At 33.6% G+C, this 17,263-nt stretch carries 13 protein-coding genes; 6 read left to right on the top strand and 7 right to left on the bottom strand.

Annotated features, from left to right (window positions below; translation table 11 throughout):
- The first annotated feature begins 1 nt into the window (after position 1).
- Together bglX and AC1DY0_RS16375 are read left to right on the top strand one after the other, a co-directional pair.
- Complete coding sequence (gene bglX / locus AC1DY0_RS16380; RefSeq protein WP_477189661.1) at positions 2-2,218, top strand: beta-glucosidase BglX; 2,217 nt, start codon at positions 2-4, stop codon at positions 2,216-2,218.
- A 16-nt stretch (positions 2,219-2,234) separates the two neighbouring features.
- Entirely contained in the window at positions 2,235-3,170 is a 936-nt protein-coding gene (locus tag AC1DY0_RS16375; RefSeq protein WP_477189660.1) for a sialate O-acetylesterase, read from the top strand.
- A gap of 218 nt (positions 3,171-3,388) precedes the next feature.
- Here the strand turns inward: AC1DY0_RS16375 and AC1DY0_RS16370 are convergent, their stop codons facing one another.
- From AC1DY0_RS16370 to AC1DY0_RS16345, 6 genes are all read right to left on the bottom strand, one after another.
- Positions 3,389-3,997: an NAD(P)H-dependent oxidoreductase gene (locus AC1DY0_RS16370; RefSeq protein ID WP_477189659.1), complete on the bottom strand. Its 609-nt coding sequence runs from the start codon at positions 3,995-3,997 to the stop codon at positions 3,389-3,391.
- A gap of 147 nt (positions 3,998-4,144) precedes the next feature.
- Positions 4,145-4,984: an SDR family NAD(P)-dependent oxidoreductase gene (locus AC1DY0_RS16365; RefSeq protein WP_477189658.1), complete on the bottom strand. Its 840-nt coding sequence runs from the start codon at positions 4,982-4,984 to the stop codon at positions 4,145-4,147.
- A 42-nt stretch (positions 4,985-5,026) separates the two neighbouring features.
- Positions 5,027-6,169, bottom strand: a complete 1,143-nt coding sequence (locus tag AC1DY0_RS16360) for an aldo/keto reductase (RefSeq protein ID WP_477189657.1) — start codon at positions 6,167-6,169, stop codon at positions 5,027-5,029.
- Positions 6,170-6,296: 127 nt separating this feature from the next.
- Entirely contained in the window at positions 6,297-7,157 is an 861-nt protein-coding gene (locus tag AC1DY0_RS16355; protein ID WP_477189656.1) for a helix-turn-helix domain-containing protein, read from the bottom strand.
- A gap of 255 nt (positions 7,158-7,412) precedes the next feature.
- Complete coding sequence (locus AC1DY0_RS16350; RefSeq protein ID WP_477189655.1) at positions 7,413-8,555, bottom strand: acyltransferase family protein; 1,143 nt, start codon at positions 8,553-8,555, stop codon at positions 7,413-7,415.
- Positions 8,556-8,649: 94 nt separating this feature from the next.
- A complete protein-coding gene (locus AC1DY0_RS16345; RefSeq protein ID WP_477189654.1) occupies positions 8,650-10,980 on the bottom strand; it encodes a glycoside hydrolase family 3 C-terminal domain-containing protein in 2,331 nt (776 codons plus the stop codon).
- Between the two features lie 310 nt (positions 10,981-11,290).
- On the opposite strand from AC1DY0_RS16345, the gene AC1DY0_RS16340 reads away from it, so the two are divergent.
- Positions 11,291-12,046: an NUDIX hydrolase gene (locus tag AC1DY0_RS16340; RefSeq protein WP_477189653.1), complete on the top strand. Its 756-nt coding sequence runs from the start codon at positions 11,291-11,293 to the stop codon at positions 12,044-12,046.
- Between the two features lie 388 nt (positions 12,047-12,434).
- Complete coding sequence (locus tag AC1DY0_RS16335) at positions 12,435-13,022, top strand: DUF7010 family protein (RefSeq protein WP_477189652.1); 588 nt, start codon at positions 12,435-12,437, stop codon at positions 13,020-13,022.
- A gap of 22 nt (positions 13,023-13,044) precedes the next feature.
- Here AC1DY0_RS16335 and AC1DY0_RS16330 read toward each other — a convergent pair whose 3' ends face one another.
- Positions 13,045-14,409 carry a hypothetical protein gene (locus AC1DY0_RS16330; protein ID WP_477189651.1) on the bottom strand — a complete coding sequence of 455 codons (1,365 nt, stop codon included), beginning with the start codon at positions 14,407-14,409 and terminating at the stop codon, positions 13,045-13,047.
- A 299-nt stretch (positions 14,410-14,708) separates the two neighbouring features.
- On the opposite strand from AC1DY0_RS16330, the gene AC1DY0_RS16325 reads away from it, so the two are divergent.
- Positions 14,709-15,449: a LytTR family transcriptional regulator DNA-binding domain-containing protein gene (locus AC1DY0_RS16325; protein WP_477189650.1), complete on the top strand. Its 741-nt coding sequence runs from the start codon at positions 14,709-14,711 to the stop codon at positions 15,447-15,449.
- A 105-nt stretch (positions 15,450-15,554) separates the two neighbouring features.
- Entirely contained in the window at positions 15,555-17,072 is a 1,518-nt protein-coding gene (locus AC1DY0_RS16320; protein ID WP_477189649.1) for an amidohydrolase family protein, read from the top strand.
- The last annotated feature ends 191 nt before the right edge of the window (positions 17,073-17,263 follow it).

Raw genomic sequence — 17,263 nt, 5'->3', positions numbered from 1 at the left:
AATGAAAAAATCAATAACACTGGCATTTCTATTCGCATCGTTTTTTGTCTTTTCGCAGCAAACGGTAGACCAGAAAGTGGAAGGTTTGTTAAAGCAAATGACACTCGAAGAGAAAATAGGGCAGCTCAACCAATATACAGGAGACAATACTGCTACGGGACCAATTACCATTAATACGAATAAACAAAGCGAAATTAAGAAAGGGTTAATTGGTTCGATGCTGAATATTATGGGTACAAAATACACACGTCAGTACCAAGATTTGGCAATGCAATCCCGATTAAAAATTCCGTTGTTATTTGGACTGGATGTGATTCATGGCTACAAAACTACTTTCCCGATTCCGTTGGCTGAAGCTGCGAGTTGGGATTTGACGGCGATAGAACTTGCGGCTAGAGTAGCTGCGACTGAAGCGGCTGCCTCAGGAATTCACTGGACATTTGCACCGATGGTTGATATTTCCCGTGATCCGCGCTGGGGTAGAGTGATGGAAGGAGCTGGGGAAGATACCTATTTGGGTTCCAAAATTGCTTATGCCAGAGTGAAAGGATTTCAAGGAAACTTAGGAGATGTGAATTCGGTTATGGCTTGTGTTAAACATTTTGCAGCTTATGGAGCTGCCGTTGGAGGACGCGATTACAACTCGGTTGATATGAGTAACAGAATGCTTTGGGAGACTTATTTGCCTCCTTTCAAAGCAGCTTTGGATGCAGGTGCTGCCACTTTCATGAATTCATTCAACGATCTTAACGGAATACCGGCGAGTGCCAATAATTATTTGCTAAGAGATATCTTGAAAGGAAAATGGAATTTTCAAGGTTTTGTAGTTTCCGATTGGGGTTCGATAGGAGAAATGGTGAATCACGGTTATGTAAAAGACAACAAAGAAGCCGCTCTTGCATCGATAACTGCAGGGAGTGATATGGATATGGAGAGCAATGCATATCGTTATAATCTGGAGCAATTGGTAAAAGAAAATAAAGTTCCTGTTGCCTTGATAGATGATGCAGTAAAAAGAATTTTGCGCAAGAAATTTGAGTTGGGACTTTTTGATGATCCTTATAAATTTTGCAACCCGGAAAGAGAACAAAAAGAAATGAACAATCCTGAACATACAAAAGCTGCAAGAGAAATGGCAGCGAAAAGTATTGTTCTTTTGAAAAATGAAAGAGATGTTTTGCCACTTTCTAAAGGCTTAAAAACGATTGCTTTTATTGGACCAATGGTAAAACCAAAAAGAGATAATCATGGATTTTGGTCAATTGATTTAAAAGATGTCGATTCAACTTATATCGTTTCCCAATGGGAAGGATTGGAAAATAAAGTAGGGAAAAGAACCAAAATTTTGTATGCCAAAGGATGTGGCGTGGAAGACAAAAGCAAGGAAGGTTTTGCAGATGCTTTGAAGGTTGCAAGCCAAGCTGAGGTTATCATTTTGAGTATTGGAGAAAACTTCAATAAAAGCGGAGAGGCGAAGAGTAAAAGTAACTTACACTTGCCTGGAGTTCAAGAAGAATTAATCAAAGAACTTCAAAAAACTGGGAAGCCTATCGTTATTTTGATTAATGCAGGAAGACCTCTTGTGATTGACTGGATTGCTGATAATATGCCAACTATTGTCTATACTTGGTGGTTGGGTTCAGAAGCTGGAAATGCTATTGCCGATGTGCTTTTTGGGGATTACAATCCGTCTGGAAAATTACCAATGTCATTCCCGAGAACTGAAGGACAAATTCCAATTTATTACAATCATTTTAGTACCGGAAGACCTTCTGTCAATGAAGATAAAAATTATAAATCAGCTTACATCGATTTGCCAACAACTCCAAAATTTCCATTTGGGTACGGATTAAGTTATACCACTTTTGAATACTCGGATTTGAAATTGTCTCAAAAAGCAATGAAAAATAATGAGACGATTACGGTTTCGGTAAACATAAAAAATACGGGAAGTGTAAAAGGAGAAGAAGTGGTTCAATTGTATTTGAGAGATAAAGTGGGTTCGGTGGTGCGTCCTATAATTGAGTTGAAAGATTTTCAAAAAATCACATTGAATCGCGGGGAAACCAAAACAATTCAGTTTACGATCGACAATCAAAAAATATCATTTTATAACAATGCATTAGAATTTGGTTCAGAGCCCGGTGATTTTGATTTGATGATTGGTTCGTCATCAGCGGATATCCGTTTGAGAGACAGTTTTGAATTGGTGAATTAAAAAATAAAAAAAATAAATGAAATATATTATAGTGTTTCTTTTAATACCCTTTCTGATTTTAGCGCAGGCAAAAAAAGATACTATCAGAGTATTTTATTTGGGCGGTCAGTCGAATATGCAAGGCTGTGGGTATGTAAAGGAGCTTCCGGATTCGTTAAATAAAAAAAGTAAAAAGGTTTTTATTTATCAAGGAAACCCTGTTGGGGATAATGATAAAAGCGGAGGATTAGGAAAGTGGGATGTGCTTCAGCCCGGAAACGGAACTGGTTTTGCATCAGATGGAAAGAGCAATACACTTTCAGATCGATTTGGTGTTGAACTTTCATTTGCCAAAAAACTAGAAGAATTATATCCAAAACAAAAACTCGCCATTATAAAATACGCCAGAAATGGATCTTCAATTGATAGTAGTGGAACAGCTTATTTTGGTGCTTGGGAACCTGATTTCAAAGGAGGAAAAGGGATCAATCAATACGATTATTTTCTAAAAACAGTCAATAATGCAATGGCTGTGCAAGACATAAACGGTGATGGAGTTGAAGATGTTTTGATTCCAAGTGGTATTATTTGGATGCAAGGAGAAAGCGATTCGGATAAAACAGAACAAGTTGCCAACCAATATTATGCGAATTTAAAAAGGTTGATGGAACTCATGCGAGCGACTTTTAGAAATAATGATTTGCCTATTGCTATTGGTAAAATATCTGATTCTGGTGATGATGTTGATGGAAAAATTTGGCCTTTTGGCGAATTAGTACAATATGGACAAGAAAAATTTGCTGCAACCGAACCCAATGTAAGCATTGTAAGAACTACAAGCACTTATAAATATACAGACAAATACCATTATAAAAGCGATGGGTATATTGATTTAGGACAAGAATTTGCAAAAGCAGTTTTTCTTCTGAATAATAAGAATAGAAATAGGACAAAAGATGAATCTTTGAATTGAAAGAGTGTCAAAGACATAATTAATTATTTTTTACAATAATATATTTAGAATTTGCTTTCCTATAAATCCGTTTGAGAGACAGTTTTGAATTAGTAAAATAGCGCGACTTTCTTAAACACAAAAGCGATACGATTCGGAAGAATTGTATCGCTTTTTTTGTAAAATTACGATTGGCGTTTATAAAAAGTTCGATATTTTTTTCTCTTTAAGGGCAATGCTTATTTTTGCAGTAGGTAGTTTTCTAAATGATTTGGGTAATTTTCAAGGTCTTTAGCCATATCGCCAAATCTATAAATGTCAAAGCAGTTGTAACTATCTATAATTTCGTAGCCAGAAAAGCGATAGTTACTAGTAATGTGCAAGAAAATATCTGTTAAACCTTTGCCTGCAAATAATTTTTGATTAGGATTATCAAATGCTTCGGCTGGTGCGTTCCAAGTGGCACAAATCATAAATTTTCTACCTTGCATTAGTCCACCTGTTCCGTATTGTTTTGTTGGGTTTTCATTCGTTCTTCCGTCTCCGGTTAATAACGATTTACTAGCAAATGCACTGTTGAACACTTCGTCTACATATTTTTTGTAAATCCACGGTGCGCCAAACCAATTTACAGGTGTTTGTAAAATTACAATATCTGCCTGTAAGTGCTTTTCTACTTCTTCTTCTGGATTGTAGCCTTCTTCAACTTTTGTTTCTAAAACTTCAAAATTTTTAGATTCAAAAAAGTCTTTAGCTTTTTGTATGAATGAATTATTTAATGTTCCTTCTGACCAATTTGGATAAGTTAAATGTGTATTGATTAGCAATACTTTTTTTGATTCTGCCATTTTAAATTTATTTTAAATTATGGGACAAAATTAAACCTTGATGAAATGATGGCAGGAAACAAACAACTACAGAAAAAGAAACAAATTACTGATTACAAAAAAACGCCTCTTTTGAAGGCGTTCTGATAGTTTGTCTGGATATTAATTTTAATCAAAATTTAAAGAAGAAGATAATTCCCTATAGGCATTTACCTCATCCTGCAATTCTTTTATTTTTCTTTCTGTTTCTGCTATGGCATCTGCTCCGGCAATCCAGCGTTTTGGAGGTATAGTTTCATTTGCAATGGTAAGCAAACCCGCTGCTAATTTTGAAGGGTCGCCACCTTGAGTACCGCTCATAGCCTGCCACCCTGGACGAAGTATAGCAATGCGCTCTGCATAATCTGCAACTTGTAGTTCATTCCAAATGGTTGAAGATGGTTCTAATAAATTGGTTCTGAAAAATCCAGGATTTACAATGGTGGTATTGATTCCAAATTGTGAAACTTCCAATTGCAATGATTCCATCCAACCTTCTAATGCAAACTTAGAACCTGCATAAGCTGTGCAAAGTTCGTAACCAACCAGTCCGGCAGTAGATGAAATCGTGATGATATGTCCAGACTTATTTTTTCTAAAAATAGGCAAAACGGCTCTGGTAACATTCATCGGACCAAATGCATTGACTGCAAATTGACGCTCCATTTGGGTCTGGCTCAATTCTTCAAAATATCCTGCATAAAAACTTCCTGCATTGTTTACCAACACATCGATGGTTCCAAATTTTTCTATTGCAGCAACAATACCTTTGTTTATTTCTTCCGGATTGGTAACATCCATTTGTACTACCAATAAGTTATCAGTAGACTCTCCAAGTGCTTTTGCTACCTTATCGGCATTTCTACCCGTTGCAATTACTTTGTTGCCTGCAGCAAGAACAGCTTTCGTAATTTCTAATCCTATTCCGCTGCTTGCTCCGGTTATTAACCAAACTTTATTATTTGTCATTGTCTTATTTTATTAAATTAATAGAAAGCTATTGTACTCAAATTATTGGCAGAAAGTCATTTGCATAGCGTTCATTCTTCCACCATATACTTTTAATTTAGCAAATTCTGTTTCCAATTCCTGAAATTCTGATGCAGATAATTGAAGATCATAAGCCCCTAAATTTTCATTCAAATGAGGAATATTTCTGGTTCCAGTGATAGAAACGATGAAAGGTTTTTTTGCCATTAACCAAGCCAATGCAATTTGTGATGCGGTTGCATTTTTATTTGATGCAAAACGGTTCAGCAGATTTACAATCGGCATATTGGCAGCTAAATTTTCCGGAGTAAATCTTTCGAAGGCAGAGCGTAAATCCAGTTTACTGTCAAAAGGAGTTTGTGCATTTAGTTTCCCTGTCAAATATCCCATTCCGAGCGGTCCCCAAGGCACAAAACCAATTCCCAATTCTTCGCATAAATCCAAAACGCCATTTTTTTCTACGCTTCTTTCCATAAAAGAATATTCTGTCTGGATAGCGGAAACGGGCTGTACGGAATGTGCTTTGCGGATAGTGGTCGTATTGGCTTCTGATAAACCTAAATGCAACACTTTTCCTTGCTGTATCAAATCTTTTACTGCACCTGCCACATCTTCAATCGGAACATTTGGGTCAACTCGGTGTTGGTACAAAAGGTCAATGTGGTCGGTTTGAAGACGCTTCAAAGATTCTTCAACCACTTTTTTAATATGTTCGGGTCTGCTGTTTAAAGTGATATTGGGCGCGCCAATTTCAAACCCAAATTTGGTAGCAATCACTACTTTATCTCTGAATGGTTTTAATGCTTCGCCCACCAATTTCTCATTGGTATAAGGACCGTAAACTTCTGCAGTATCAAAAAATGTAACGCCACTTTCATACGCTTTTCGGATAGTTTTGATGCCTTCTTCAATTTTTGCAGGCGCACCATAATTTGCACTGATGCTCATACAACCCGCTCCCAATGCAGAAACTTTTAACTTTCCAAGATTCCTTGTCGTCATTTTATTTTCTTTATCGTTGTTGATTTCATTACTTGCTAAATCTTTTGTCGATGCAGACATCAGACTAGGTGTAAGCATCAATCCTGCTCCTGCGATTACGCTTTGCTGAAGAAATTTTCTACGGAAATTTTCGCCGTTGTTTGTGTTTTTATTGTCTTCCATCTTGTAATATTTAAATTTATACAAAGGTATTTTCTGAAAAATAGACCCACGGAAACAGACTACTACAAAAAAAGAAACAAATTACTGATTACAAAAAAACGCCTTGATAAAAGACGTTTCGATTGTATTAATTTTTACCGATTACTTGTAATCGGTATTCTTTTGGTGTGAGATTAACTTGTTTTTTGAAGAATTTTGAAAAGTAATTTGGATACTCAAAACCTAATTCATAAGCTACTTCTGAGGTATTTAGTTTTTTGTCATCTACTAATAATTCTTTCGCTCTTTTAATTACAAAATCGTGAATGTTTTCGAGTGCAGATTTATTGGTAAAGTGTTTTACAATGTCGCCTAAATAGTTTGGTGTTAGCCCTAATTTATCTGCAAAATATTGAACATTTGGAAGCTGGGAAACAGGCTGATTGTAATAATCTTTGACACTTTGCTGAAAATCGGTTACGATACGATTATATTCTTTTGGGTCAGTAGAAAATTGTCTTTTGTAAAACGATTCTACCAACGAAATCAATACATTAACATAGGAAAGTAATACCACAAAGTTTTGTCTTTCTTTGTCGTAATACTTAATCATCAGTTCAAAAAGAGTAGTGATTTCTACAATTTCGTTGTCTGTTAGAAATAAAGGTTCATGCAGACCATAATCAAGATAATTTTTGAATAAAAACCGATTTTCGTCTATAATTTTTTTTGACAATTGCACATACATTCCCTTGTAAGTAGGTTCTATATCCCATCCACCAATCATTTCAGGACTGTTGAAAAAAACCGCATTCACAGGTTTTGCATTGGGTGTAGTTTTGTCAACAAAATTGGTTTTAAATGAAACCCTGTAAAAGTCAACCATTACAGGTTCTGACTTCAAAAGCATATTGGGTGGGTCATAATAACCAACGTCAATATCATTGTCCAAAGGATTTGGTAAACCTATATATTCATTGAACGTTTTGAAATCTTTAAATATTTTCATTTTACAAAGTTATAAACAAGTGAATATATATATGAAACATTCTACTATAAAAAAGGAAACAAATTACTTATTGTTTTTTTTTATCTCTAGTTTGAGTTAAACACAAAAGCGATACAATTCGAAAGAATTGTATCGCTTTTTTTTGTAAAAATTACCATTGGCGATTAAAAAGTTCAATATTTTTTCTTCTTTCGAAGGTAGTATCGGGGAGATAACATAGTATTTATAAAGAACTTTTTTGCCAATGGTATATAATTATTTGGCAGTAATTAATACTGATTTATACGTTAGCATTTTTTGTTTTAACCAAAGTCGTACTGGTTCATCATATAATTTTAAACAAGCATAAGCAAGAAGAATAGCTCCTATTAATGTTAATAAAGCGAAAGGTAATGCTTGTTGAAACGAAGGTTTGTTACCAGCAACCCAAGCCGTATAAATATAGATAAGAGGATAGTGTGTTATGTAAATAGGATAAGATATGTCACCTAAAAATTTGCAGATTTTAGTAGAATATTTACCCGTCACTTCACCACTTGCTCCTATGAATACAATTAATGGAAAAATGATAATAATGCTCAAAGAATCATATAAACCATTCATCCATAAATGTTCGCTTCCGCCAATTCTAGGCATTCCCAATACAACAATCGTTAATAAACTAGCCCAAAAGAAACCATTATTGATTGCCGTTAGTTTTACTATTCGGTGCAATAATAATCCTCCAAAGAAAGGAAAAAGTAAACGTGAAAAACCAATGTGAAGCTGTGTAGCATCTATCGACCAACCTCCAATCACATCACCGTTTGGACTTGTTAGACCAAGATGGATTAAAAGGCAACCTGATAGAAATACTAATATAGCAAGTGCTGTATTCGAAAACTTTCTTACGAATAATGCATAAAGAATATTACCTACATACTCAAAGAACAAAGACCAGCCAGGACCATTTAGCGGGTGCATTTCTTGCCAACCTCTTATGTCCATAGACGGTAATAATGGAATCAATGTAAATCCGACAAGCATAACAATCAATGTTTTCCATACCGGAACTTCATGAATTGTTGGCCAAACTACAGAATCCTGAAAATAAAAACAACTGGCTCCAATAATCATTCCCATAACCACCATCGGTTGTAGTCTGACAAGGCGAATTTTAAAAAAATCGGTAACACTCATTTTGCTCCAGCGATCATCATAAGCATAGCTAATAACAAACCCTGAAAGCAAGAAAAAAAAGTCAACTGCAAGATAACCGTGGTTTATAATCTGATCCAGATGACTAGTTGAATGGGTCTCAAGAATATGAAAAGCAACCACCATGATTGCTGCAACACCGCGTAAACCGTCAAGTATTGGATAATGCTTTTTAGAAGTTAAAGAAGTAGTTTTTTCCATAAGGATACAATTATTTTTTTTAAAATGAGGCTGTCCGACAGAGACAGCCTCAAAGATAAACAACTATTAATAACCAATTATAAAGTGTTTTTTTTTAATATGTATTGGCACTTTTTAAAACTGCCTGTAGGTTTTCTTCCGTGAATTTTCCACCAGAAAGCAATATAAATTTACTGATTGGCATGTCACCTAGCATCGCTTGCAAAAAGGCTTCAGCTTTTTTCTCTTCTTCGGTTACTGCTTTTTTATTGCCACCAGTAAAACTTTGGGTAAGCTGCCCGTATATCGCTTCACTATTAGGAGCATTTTTAAATTCTTTGAACAAAGAGTTACGGGTGAAAACTATCTTATTAGTTTTAGTAGATTGAATATCGATAGTTTGTTGCAAAGGCAAATCTCTTGAAGAAGCTCCCACGCGAATGTCAAATTTACCTGATTTTATAGCCCAATCGTGTGAAGCTATACTGTAATAAGCAAAATCACGAGACGTTAAGTGAAAGCTAACTGTTTTCTCTTCACCAGGATTCAGTGCTATTTTTTCAAAATGTTTCAATTCATTTTCAGGTCTTGAAGTTTCTGTTGCTTGTTCATGCACATATAATTCTACTACTTCTTTACCGGCGACTTTACCAGTGTTTTTAACTTTCAATGAAATGATAATGTCATCTGTATCTTTTGCAGAGGCAGTATTGCTTTGAATATCAGAATAGCTAAAAGTAGTATAGCTCAATCCGTATCCGAAAGGGAAATTAGGTTCAATTTTCTTTTTGTCATAATAACGGTATCCAATGTATATACCTTCTCCATAATTGGCATTGCCATCTCTTGAAGGGAAATCAATTGCAGTAGGGGTATCTTCTAAACGCATCGGGAAGGTTTCAGATAATTTCCCAGAAGGGTTTACTTTTCCAGTCAGCACATCAGCTATAGCTCCACCACCGGCTTGACCACCCAAATAAGCTTCTACAATTCCCGAAACATTCTTTTTCCAAGGCATAGAAACTGCCGCTCCATTCATTAAAATCACCACTACATTTTTGTTGGCTTTAGCCACGGCTTCAATCAATTTATTATGACCTTCCGGCATATCCATATTTGCTCTGTCATAACCTTCAGATTCATAAATATCTGGTAAACCTGCAAAAACCAAAACGGTTTCGGCATCCTTTGCATTTTTCACCGCTTCGGCAATCAGAGCATCACTTGTAGCTCCATCAGTTGTGTATCCTGATGCAAAGGTTAACGAAGTTCCTTTAGACAGTTTTTGCAATTCGTCGAAAGCATTTTCTACTTGTGTTGGTTTAACCTGAGAACTTCCTGCACCTTGGTAACGAGGTGTTTTTGCAAAGGCACCAATAATTGCAATTTTCTTTGTTGAAGCTGATAACGGTAAAATAACGTTGTCATTTTTCAATAAAACAATACATTCTCCACTTACTTGTCTGGCCAATGCATTGTGTTTTGGTTTGTCTACAACAATTCCAGTCTTGTGGCTGTCTTTTGCTTTAAGCGTTACGGCAAGAGTTTCAATTACGATTTCGTCTAATGTGGCTTCCGCCAAAGAACCACTTTTTACTGCTTCGACAATTTTTTGGTTATTAAAACCACCACTTGAAGGCATTTCCAAATTTAGACCCGCTTGAACTCCTAACGGTCTGTCATTTACTGCTCCCCAATCGGAAACTACAAATCCTTTGAAACCCCATTTTTTCTTTAAGACATCATCCAATAAATATTTGTTTTCAGAGGCATAAACGCCATTTAATTTATTATAGGAGCACATCACTGTCCAAGGTTGCGCTTCTTTTACTGCCATTTCAAAAGCAGGAAAGTAGATTTCGTTTAAGGTACGTTCATCAACATTAGAGCTGTTGGACATTCTTTCAGACTCTTGATTGTTGGCTGCAAAATGTTTCATCGAAGTCCCTACACCTTGACTTTGCACACCGTTTATAAATGCTGTTGCAATTTTACCTGCTAAAATCGGATCTTCCGAAAAGTATTCAAAATTACGACCACCCAATGGGGATCTTTTCATATTAACCCCAGGACCCAACAATATCTGAACATCATTAGCTTGCGATTCGATAGCTAATGCTTCACCCATTTTTTGAGCCAAAGCTGTATTCCATGAGGAAGCCAAAGCAGAGGCAGTAGGAAAGCAAGTTGCTGGAACACTATTGGTAAAATCGAAACCAACAGCCTTACGCAAACCGTGAGGGCCGTCTGTCATAAATATAGAAGGAATTCCCAATCTTGGAATTGCTTGTGTTGACCATGCTGTTTCACCAGAACATAAAGATGCTTTTTCTTCCAGTGTCATCTGTGAAACCAATTTTTTAGCTTTTTCTCTATAATCTGTGGTTTGTGCGTATGCTGTCATAGAAATAAAAATTCCCATAATAAGCAAAAATGTATTTTTCATAATTATAAGTAGTTGGTTTTTAATAAAATGCTATGTGTTAATATGACGCAATGTACATTTAATTTTAATACAAAAAACATTTTTATAAAAAAAAATGAATTTGAATATTAATTTGTATTAAATCATCAGTGTTTTTTGATAATTTTTATTTTTTTTGAAATCCATTTTTGAAATCCATCATCAATTTTGAGATAATATTTTGTTACCAAAATAAGTTTCAGTCGTAAAGATTTATTTAGTTTATTTGCTGTGTCAAAAATGAACTAAATTGCGTCACAATAATTTAGAAGAATAACGATACTACAAAGTCATGTTAAAAACACATCTTAAAAACAGTAAAGAGTATCAGCCCGGATTGTCCATTGATTGTGTAATCTTTGGTTTTGATGACAATCAACTCAAGGTTTTGTTGATTAAAACAGGTTATGATGACAGTTGGTCTTTGCCCGGTGGATTCGTTTCGATTGATGAAGATATAGACACAGCGGCTGTCAGTATTTTGCAGTCAAGGACAGGTCTTAAAGGTATTTTTCTTAGACAATTTTCAACTTTTGGTAGAGTCAAGAGAAATCAGGACCATTTTAGCAGTGATTCTTTATCTTATTTTGGAATTCCGCTCGAGGAGGAAAAATGGTATAAGAGTAGGTTCGTGACCATAGGCTATTATGCGTTGGTCAATTTTTCAAAAGCAATTCCACAAGCCGATAATCCTGGTGAAATAGTAGAATGGGTAGATCATCATGAAGTTCCGAAATTGATTTTGGATCATAGGGAAATTTTAGATAAAGCCCTAGAAACGCTAAGAACAGAATTAAATTTAATGCCCGTAGGTTTCAATCTTCTTCCAGAGAAATTCACCATACCCGAGCTTCAAAAATTATACGAAACCATATTGGGAAGAACACTTGACCGCCGAAATTTTCTTCGAAAAATAACCTCTATTGGTATACTCACCAAACTGGACGAGAAGAAAAGCAACGTAGCACACAAAGCCCCGAATCTCTACAGTTTTGACAAAGACAAATACGAAGAAGTCTTAAAGAATGGTCTGACTCAGGGTTGGTAAAAAAAACTCCATAATTTTAATTTGGGCATGACCTCGTTGCACCACATTTTGATTTCATAACATCAATTTTGGGCAACAAGGTCGGGCTGTCCATTATATTCCCGATTTAGAAAAACTACGGCAAAAAAGCCTTGTTTTTCTAAATCGGGAGATGCCATTTCCATCCCTCATGCAATCCTGTTTTTATAACAACTTTAAGATTAAACAATAGAAGTTTATTAATTGTAATAAAAATAATGTTATATTAGCCTAGTTGATACATAGCGGTTTATGATTTAAAGTTAACCAAAATCAGGTAGATTGGAGTTGTTTTAGGGTTGCTGTAAATAAGTTAACGGCAAGCATAACAAATCATGCAAAAAGAACATTAATTAAATTTTACAAAGTAATGAAAACTCAAGATGCACAAACGGATACTACGCAGATAGGAAATATTGATACCGTAAAACTAGCACAAACAGAAATGAGAGATAATCATATGTATGGTGTTACTGGTATAGTGGTTTCCGGACTTATATGGTTAACTTCAAGTCTTGTTGCTTTTAATTATTCATCTAGACAAGCTGTTTGGGCGCTTCTGATAGGTGGAGTTCTTATTCATCCCATAAGCACAATTTTTAATAAAATGATTGGAGTTAGTGGAGCTCATAGTAAAAATAATCCATTGGCGAGTCTTGCTATGGAAGGAACATTCTATATGCTTATGTGTATACCTCTTGCTTACGGACTTTCCCTTCAACGGATAGAATGGTTTTTTCCAGGTATGCTAATGATAATTGGAGGTAGATATTTAACTTTCAACACAATATTTGGAAACCGATTATTTTGGGTTTTAGGTGGAGTTTTGGGGATTGCAGGTTATATATTATTTTCATTAAAAGCAAAATGTTATATATCCGCTTTGACAGGGGGAGGAATTGAAATTCTATTTGGATTCTTTGTGTATCTCAATGCTCGCAATAATAAAAATAAGTAATTAAAAACAACTATTTTTCTATCTAATTGAGTAATGATTCTAATGTCGATTTTTTTTGATTTATTATAAGTAATTGACTTTTGTCTTCTAATAAAAATTTATGATCAAATTCTTTATCAGCATTAAATTTCCAGTTTTTTAGTTCTTTGAAACTGTTTTTTATCAATTTAAGGTTCTCGTTGTTGTTTTTTGATACAATTATAACTTTTGTTAAGTTTGTTTTTTGCATTTTTTCAATCGTACTTTTTGTAATTTCAGTTTCATATTCTGTTCTGGAACGATAACGGTATTTTTTTTTAATGACATCAAAATCGTTCTTGTTTTCAGAAATAACATATCTGTAAGCCATTAAGTTGTCTGGTTCATTGATCCAATTTGGGAATTTTACTTCATAAATATTAATATAGCGATCAATAAAATCTTTATCTATTGTTTTTTTTTGAGAAATGTATTCGTTAAGCATTGGATAGATTTCTTTTGCCATAAGATTAATATATTTTTGGCTGTACCAATCGCGAGTGTCAATTTTCCCATCTAATTTTTCAAACACATAACCATTAGCTAATGAAGTGGCCAGAACTTCATTCAACAATAGGTAAGCATAATTGCTATATTTTGACTTGTTTTCTTTGAAGTCCTTATCAATTTCTGTTTTAATCTCTAGTGATTGCTCATAATAAATGATATGAAATGTTTCATGTAACATTACACTAAAGAGGTCTTTATAACTTTTTAGATCCGTTTGAATGGCACTGATAAAATTATTATAAAAAGATTGGGCTGTAAAGCCTTTAGAATTTGGTAATGGATAAAATGCAATCTCAAAAGGAATTGAGGTATCCCAACTTGAGTTGTAAAAAACTAACCCTGTTTCAAAATAATTTTCGATATTATTTTCATTTGAATATTTGTTGATTTCTACAATTTGTTTTTCAAACTTTTCTTTGTTAGGATCATATATCAGTTCCTTATATATTGGAGTAAAAATGGAAATGATTCTGGTAAGATTATTCAAAGTTTCGTTCGTGACAATTCCAATGGAGCGTAGTTTAAAATCTCTTAAATTTTCAGTTTCGATTAGATTTTTCTTCAAAAAATCGATGGACTGCATTGGTTTTTTGGAGCCTTCAGGAAACTCATCAAATTTATAGCTGTACTCCAATGATAGTTTGTCAAATTCTGTGATTATTTTTTGAAACTCATCAATGTTATATTTTGATTTCTGAAATTCAGTTTTGAAAACATTGTCAGGATAGTTTTCAGACAAATTTTGAATAAAAACGAAAACCGCTAACTGCTCAGAATATTTTATATTAAACATTGTCTTTTGGGCAAAAGACAAACTGGTTATTCCACAAAGAAGGAGTGTTAAGATTTTGATTTTCATTGTGTTTTTGTTTTCGGTAATAAATGACACGTTTATATAAGCAACTAAAAAAATAAAATTAGATTAAAAATAAATTAGGAGCAAGTGTTAACCGCAAAGCGTAATGAAAAAACGTAATGTTTGTCAATTAATTATTAAACTTTATGAATCTTGTGTAAAACTTTGCTCACTTCACGATTAATTTATTTTACATAGAAGGCACCAAATTCAAATACAGACTAGCAAAGACCAAGTATATATTGTAAGTTTAGACGAATTTAAAAAAGGAGTATCTCAATATACTAGTCATTTTTTATTAAATGAAAAAATTAAACCCTTCGATTAAACATCATTTACTGATTGGAATCTTCATCAGTATTTGGCTTTTCATTTTTGCCTTTTTTATAAGACCATTTGACGACGGAACAATAACCTTTAAAAAGTGGCTTCTTATAAGCATAGGATTTAGTCTAATTGCATTTTTATGCTATGGATTACTTGCTATAATTCAAAAAAGTATTTATAAAAAAATAGCAAAATGGAATATTGGTTTTGAAATAGTTAGCCTTATGTTCTTTCACTTGCTTTTTTTGGTAAGTACATATATTTATTACAAATGCCCTATTCTGAATGGAGGGTATACCTTTTTTGATTTTTCACGAATAATAATTCTTAAATCGGCTTTGATTTCTACTCCGATAATAATGTTGGCCAGAGAATATTCGATTACATTAATTCCTGTAAAAGAAGATTACATAGCTATTAGAGGAGAAAATAAATTAGATATTTTAAAAATAAGGAAATGTGATTTGGTGTGTGTTTCAAATTCACAAAATTATGTCGAGATTTTCTTTATAGATGGGAGCCAGCTAAAAACAAAATTAATACGAAGTACACTTAAAAAAGTTCAGAATGATTTTGACTTTTTAGTTCAAATTCATCGTTCCCATTTAATAAATCCATCACATTTTAAGGCTTGGAAAAATCAGGATACCATTTCTCTTACTCAAATTGAACTACCTGTTTCTAAAAATTACAAGGAGTATTTATTGTCTTTATAATTTTCGTACCTAAAACGACATATTTCATACCTATACTCTCATTACATGCTAAATCAGGGTGTTTTTGAGTTTATTTTTGGCTCTTAAATCAAAATTAAATAATTTATGAAAAAAGTATGGTTTAGGAGATTGCTATATGTAGTCGTGACGTTTTTAGTGGTTCTTGTAAGTGTTTTTATATGGGCAGATAATGAATTAAATATCGTTTTAGGTAAATCTACTAAGGTTATAAATATTTCCTCAATTATTAAACCACCAAAAACAATTCAAATAAAAAACATCAACATACTTTCAGAAGATTGTAGTTATTTTATAAAAAATCAAGATGTAATTATTAAAGATGGCGTGATAATTCAATTAGGCAAAAATCTACTACTGGATAGCACAGTGGTTATCATTAATGGTACAAACAAATTCCTGATTCCAGGACTTGTAGACAGTCACGTTCATTTAAAGGAAAGTAAAAATGATTTGTTTTTATATTTAGTTAATGGTGTTACTTATATCAGAGAAATGGCTGGAAAACCTGTCACTTTAGAATGGAGAAAATCAATACAGAAAAAAGGCATTGGTCCAAGAATGTTTGTTGCATCTCCACCAATATATAGTGAAAGTGGGTTAACTGGCTATTATTATAGTTGGACAAGGCAGTCAATTAATTATTCAAATAAAAATGATGCTCAAAAAGAGATAAAATGGATAAAAGAACAAGGCTATGATGCAGTTAAAATGTACGGTTTTGTTAATCCGGAAATATTTAAAACAACAATAGAGGTTGCGAAAGAGAACAATATTCCTGTTATTGGACATATTCCTTTAGTCAATTTAGAAACTTTTTATAAATCCGGTCAAAAAGAGATTGCTCACATTGAAGAGATTACTATAAAAACCATGGATGATTTCGGAAAGTCAATTTCTAAAAACCCTGAAGAATATCTCGAATTTTTAAAAGCACGTTCAGACCTAATCGCAAAAAAATTGAAAGAGAATAACATTAGCGTTACTTCAACTATTTGGCTATGTGAAAGTTTTTTGGACCAAAGATTTGACTTAAGGACTAAGCTTAAAAAAATACCACTAAAATATGCCAACCCAAAAATTATTGAAGGAACTCCACTTTACAAACTGGGCTGGCTGCCCGGTAAAAATGGATATGAATATGAAGGAGAAGATGAACCTGAAGCAAGAAAATTATCATTAACCTATTGGAATACTTATACAAAAGCTATTCATATTATGACAAAAGCATTGGTTGATAATAAAGTTGTAATTATGGCTGGAACAGATGCTAATGTAGCAACTGTTGTTCCTGGATTTTCACTTCATAATGAATTAGAATCATTATCTATATCTGGAATGACTAATTCCCAAGCACTGTATTCAGCAACTGTTGCGCCTAGTAATTGGATGAAAAAGTATACTGGAAAAATAAAAATAGGATATACTTCAGATTTAGTACTACTGACAAAAAATCCGTTGGAAGATATTAAAAACACAAAGACTATTGAATATGTATTTTTTGATAAGCATATGATTGATAAAATTCAAATTAAAGCTATTTTAAAAGCCATAGAAGATGCAAATAATGAAAACAGAAATATAAAAATTGATGAATATTTATAATTTTAAAAAAAATGAAGCTTTTAAGAGCTTGAATCGGATCAAGAACAAAACCTGGGGAGGAAATGTCAAAATAAAATAAGAGCTTTGTAATCTAAGAATTAGAGATGACTCCTATAGACCTTTTAAAATTTATGCTACCTGATTTTTTAGTAGATCACTTTGAAGTGATTTCCGCTACTAACACACACAGA

This window comes from Flavobacterium sp. P1_E4, assembly GCF_056405915.1.
This window is presented reverse-complemented; position numbering and strand designations above follow the sequence as displayed.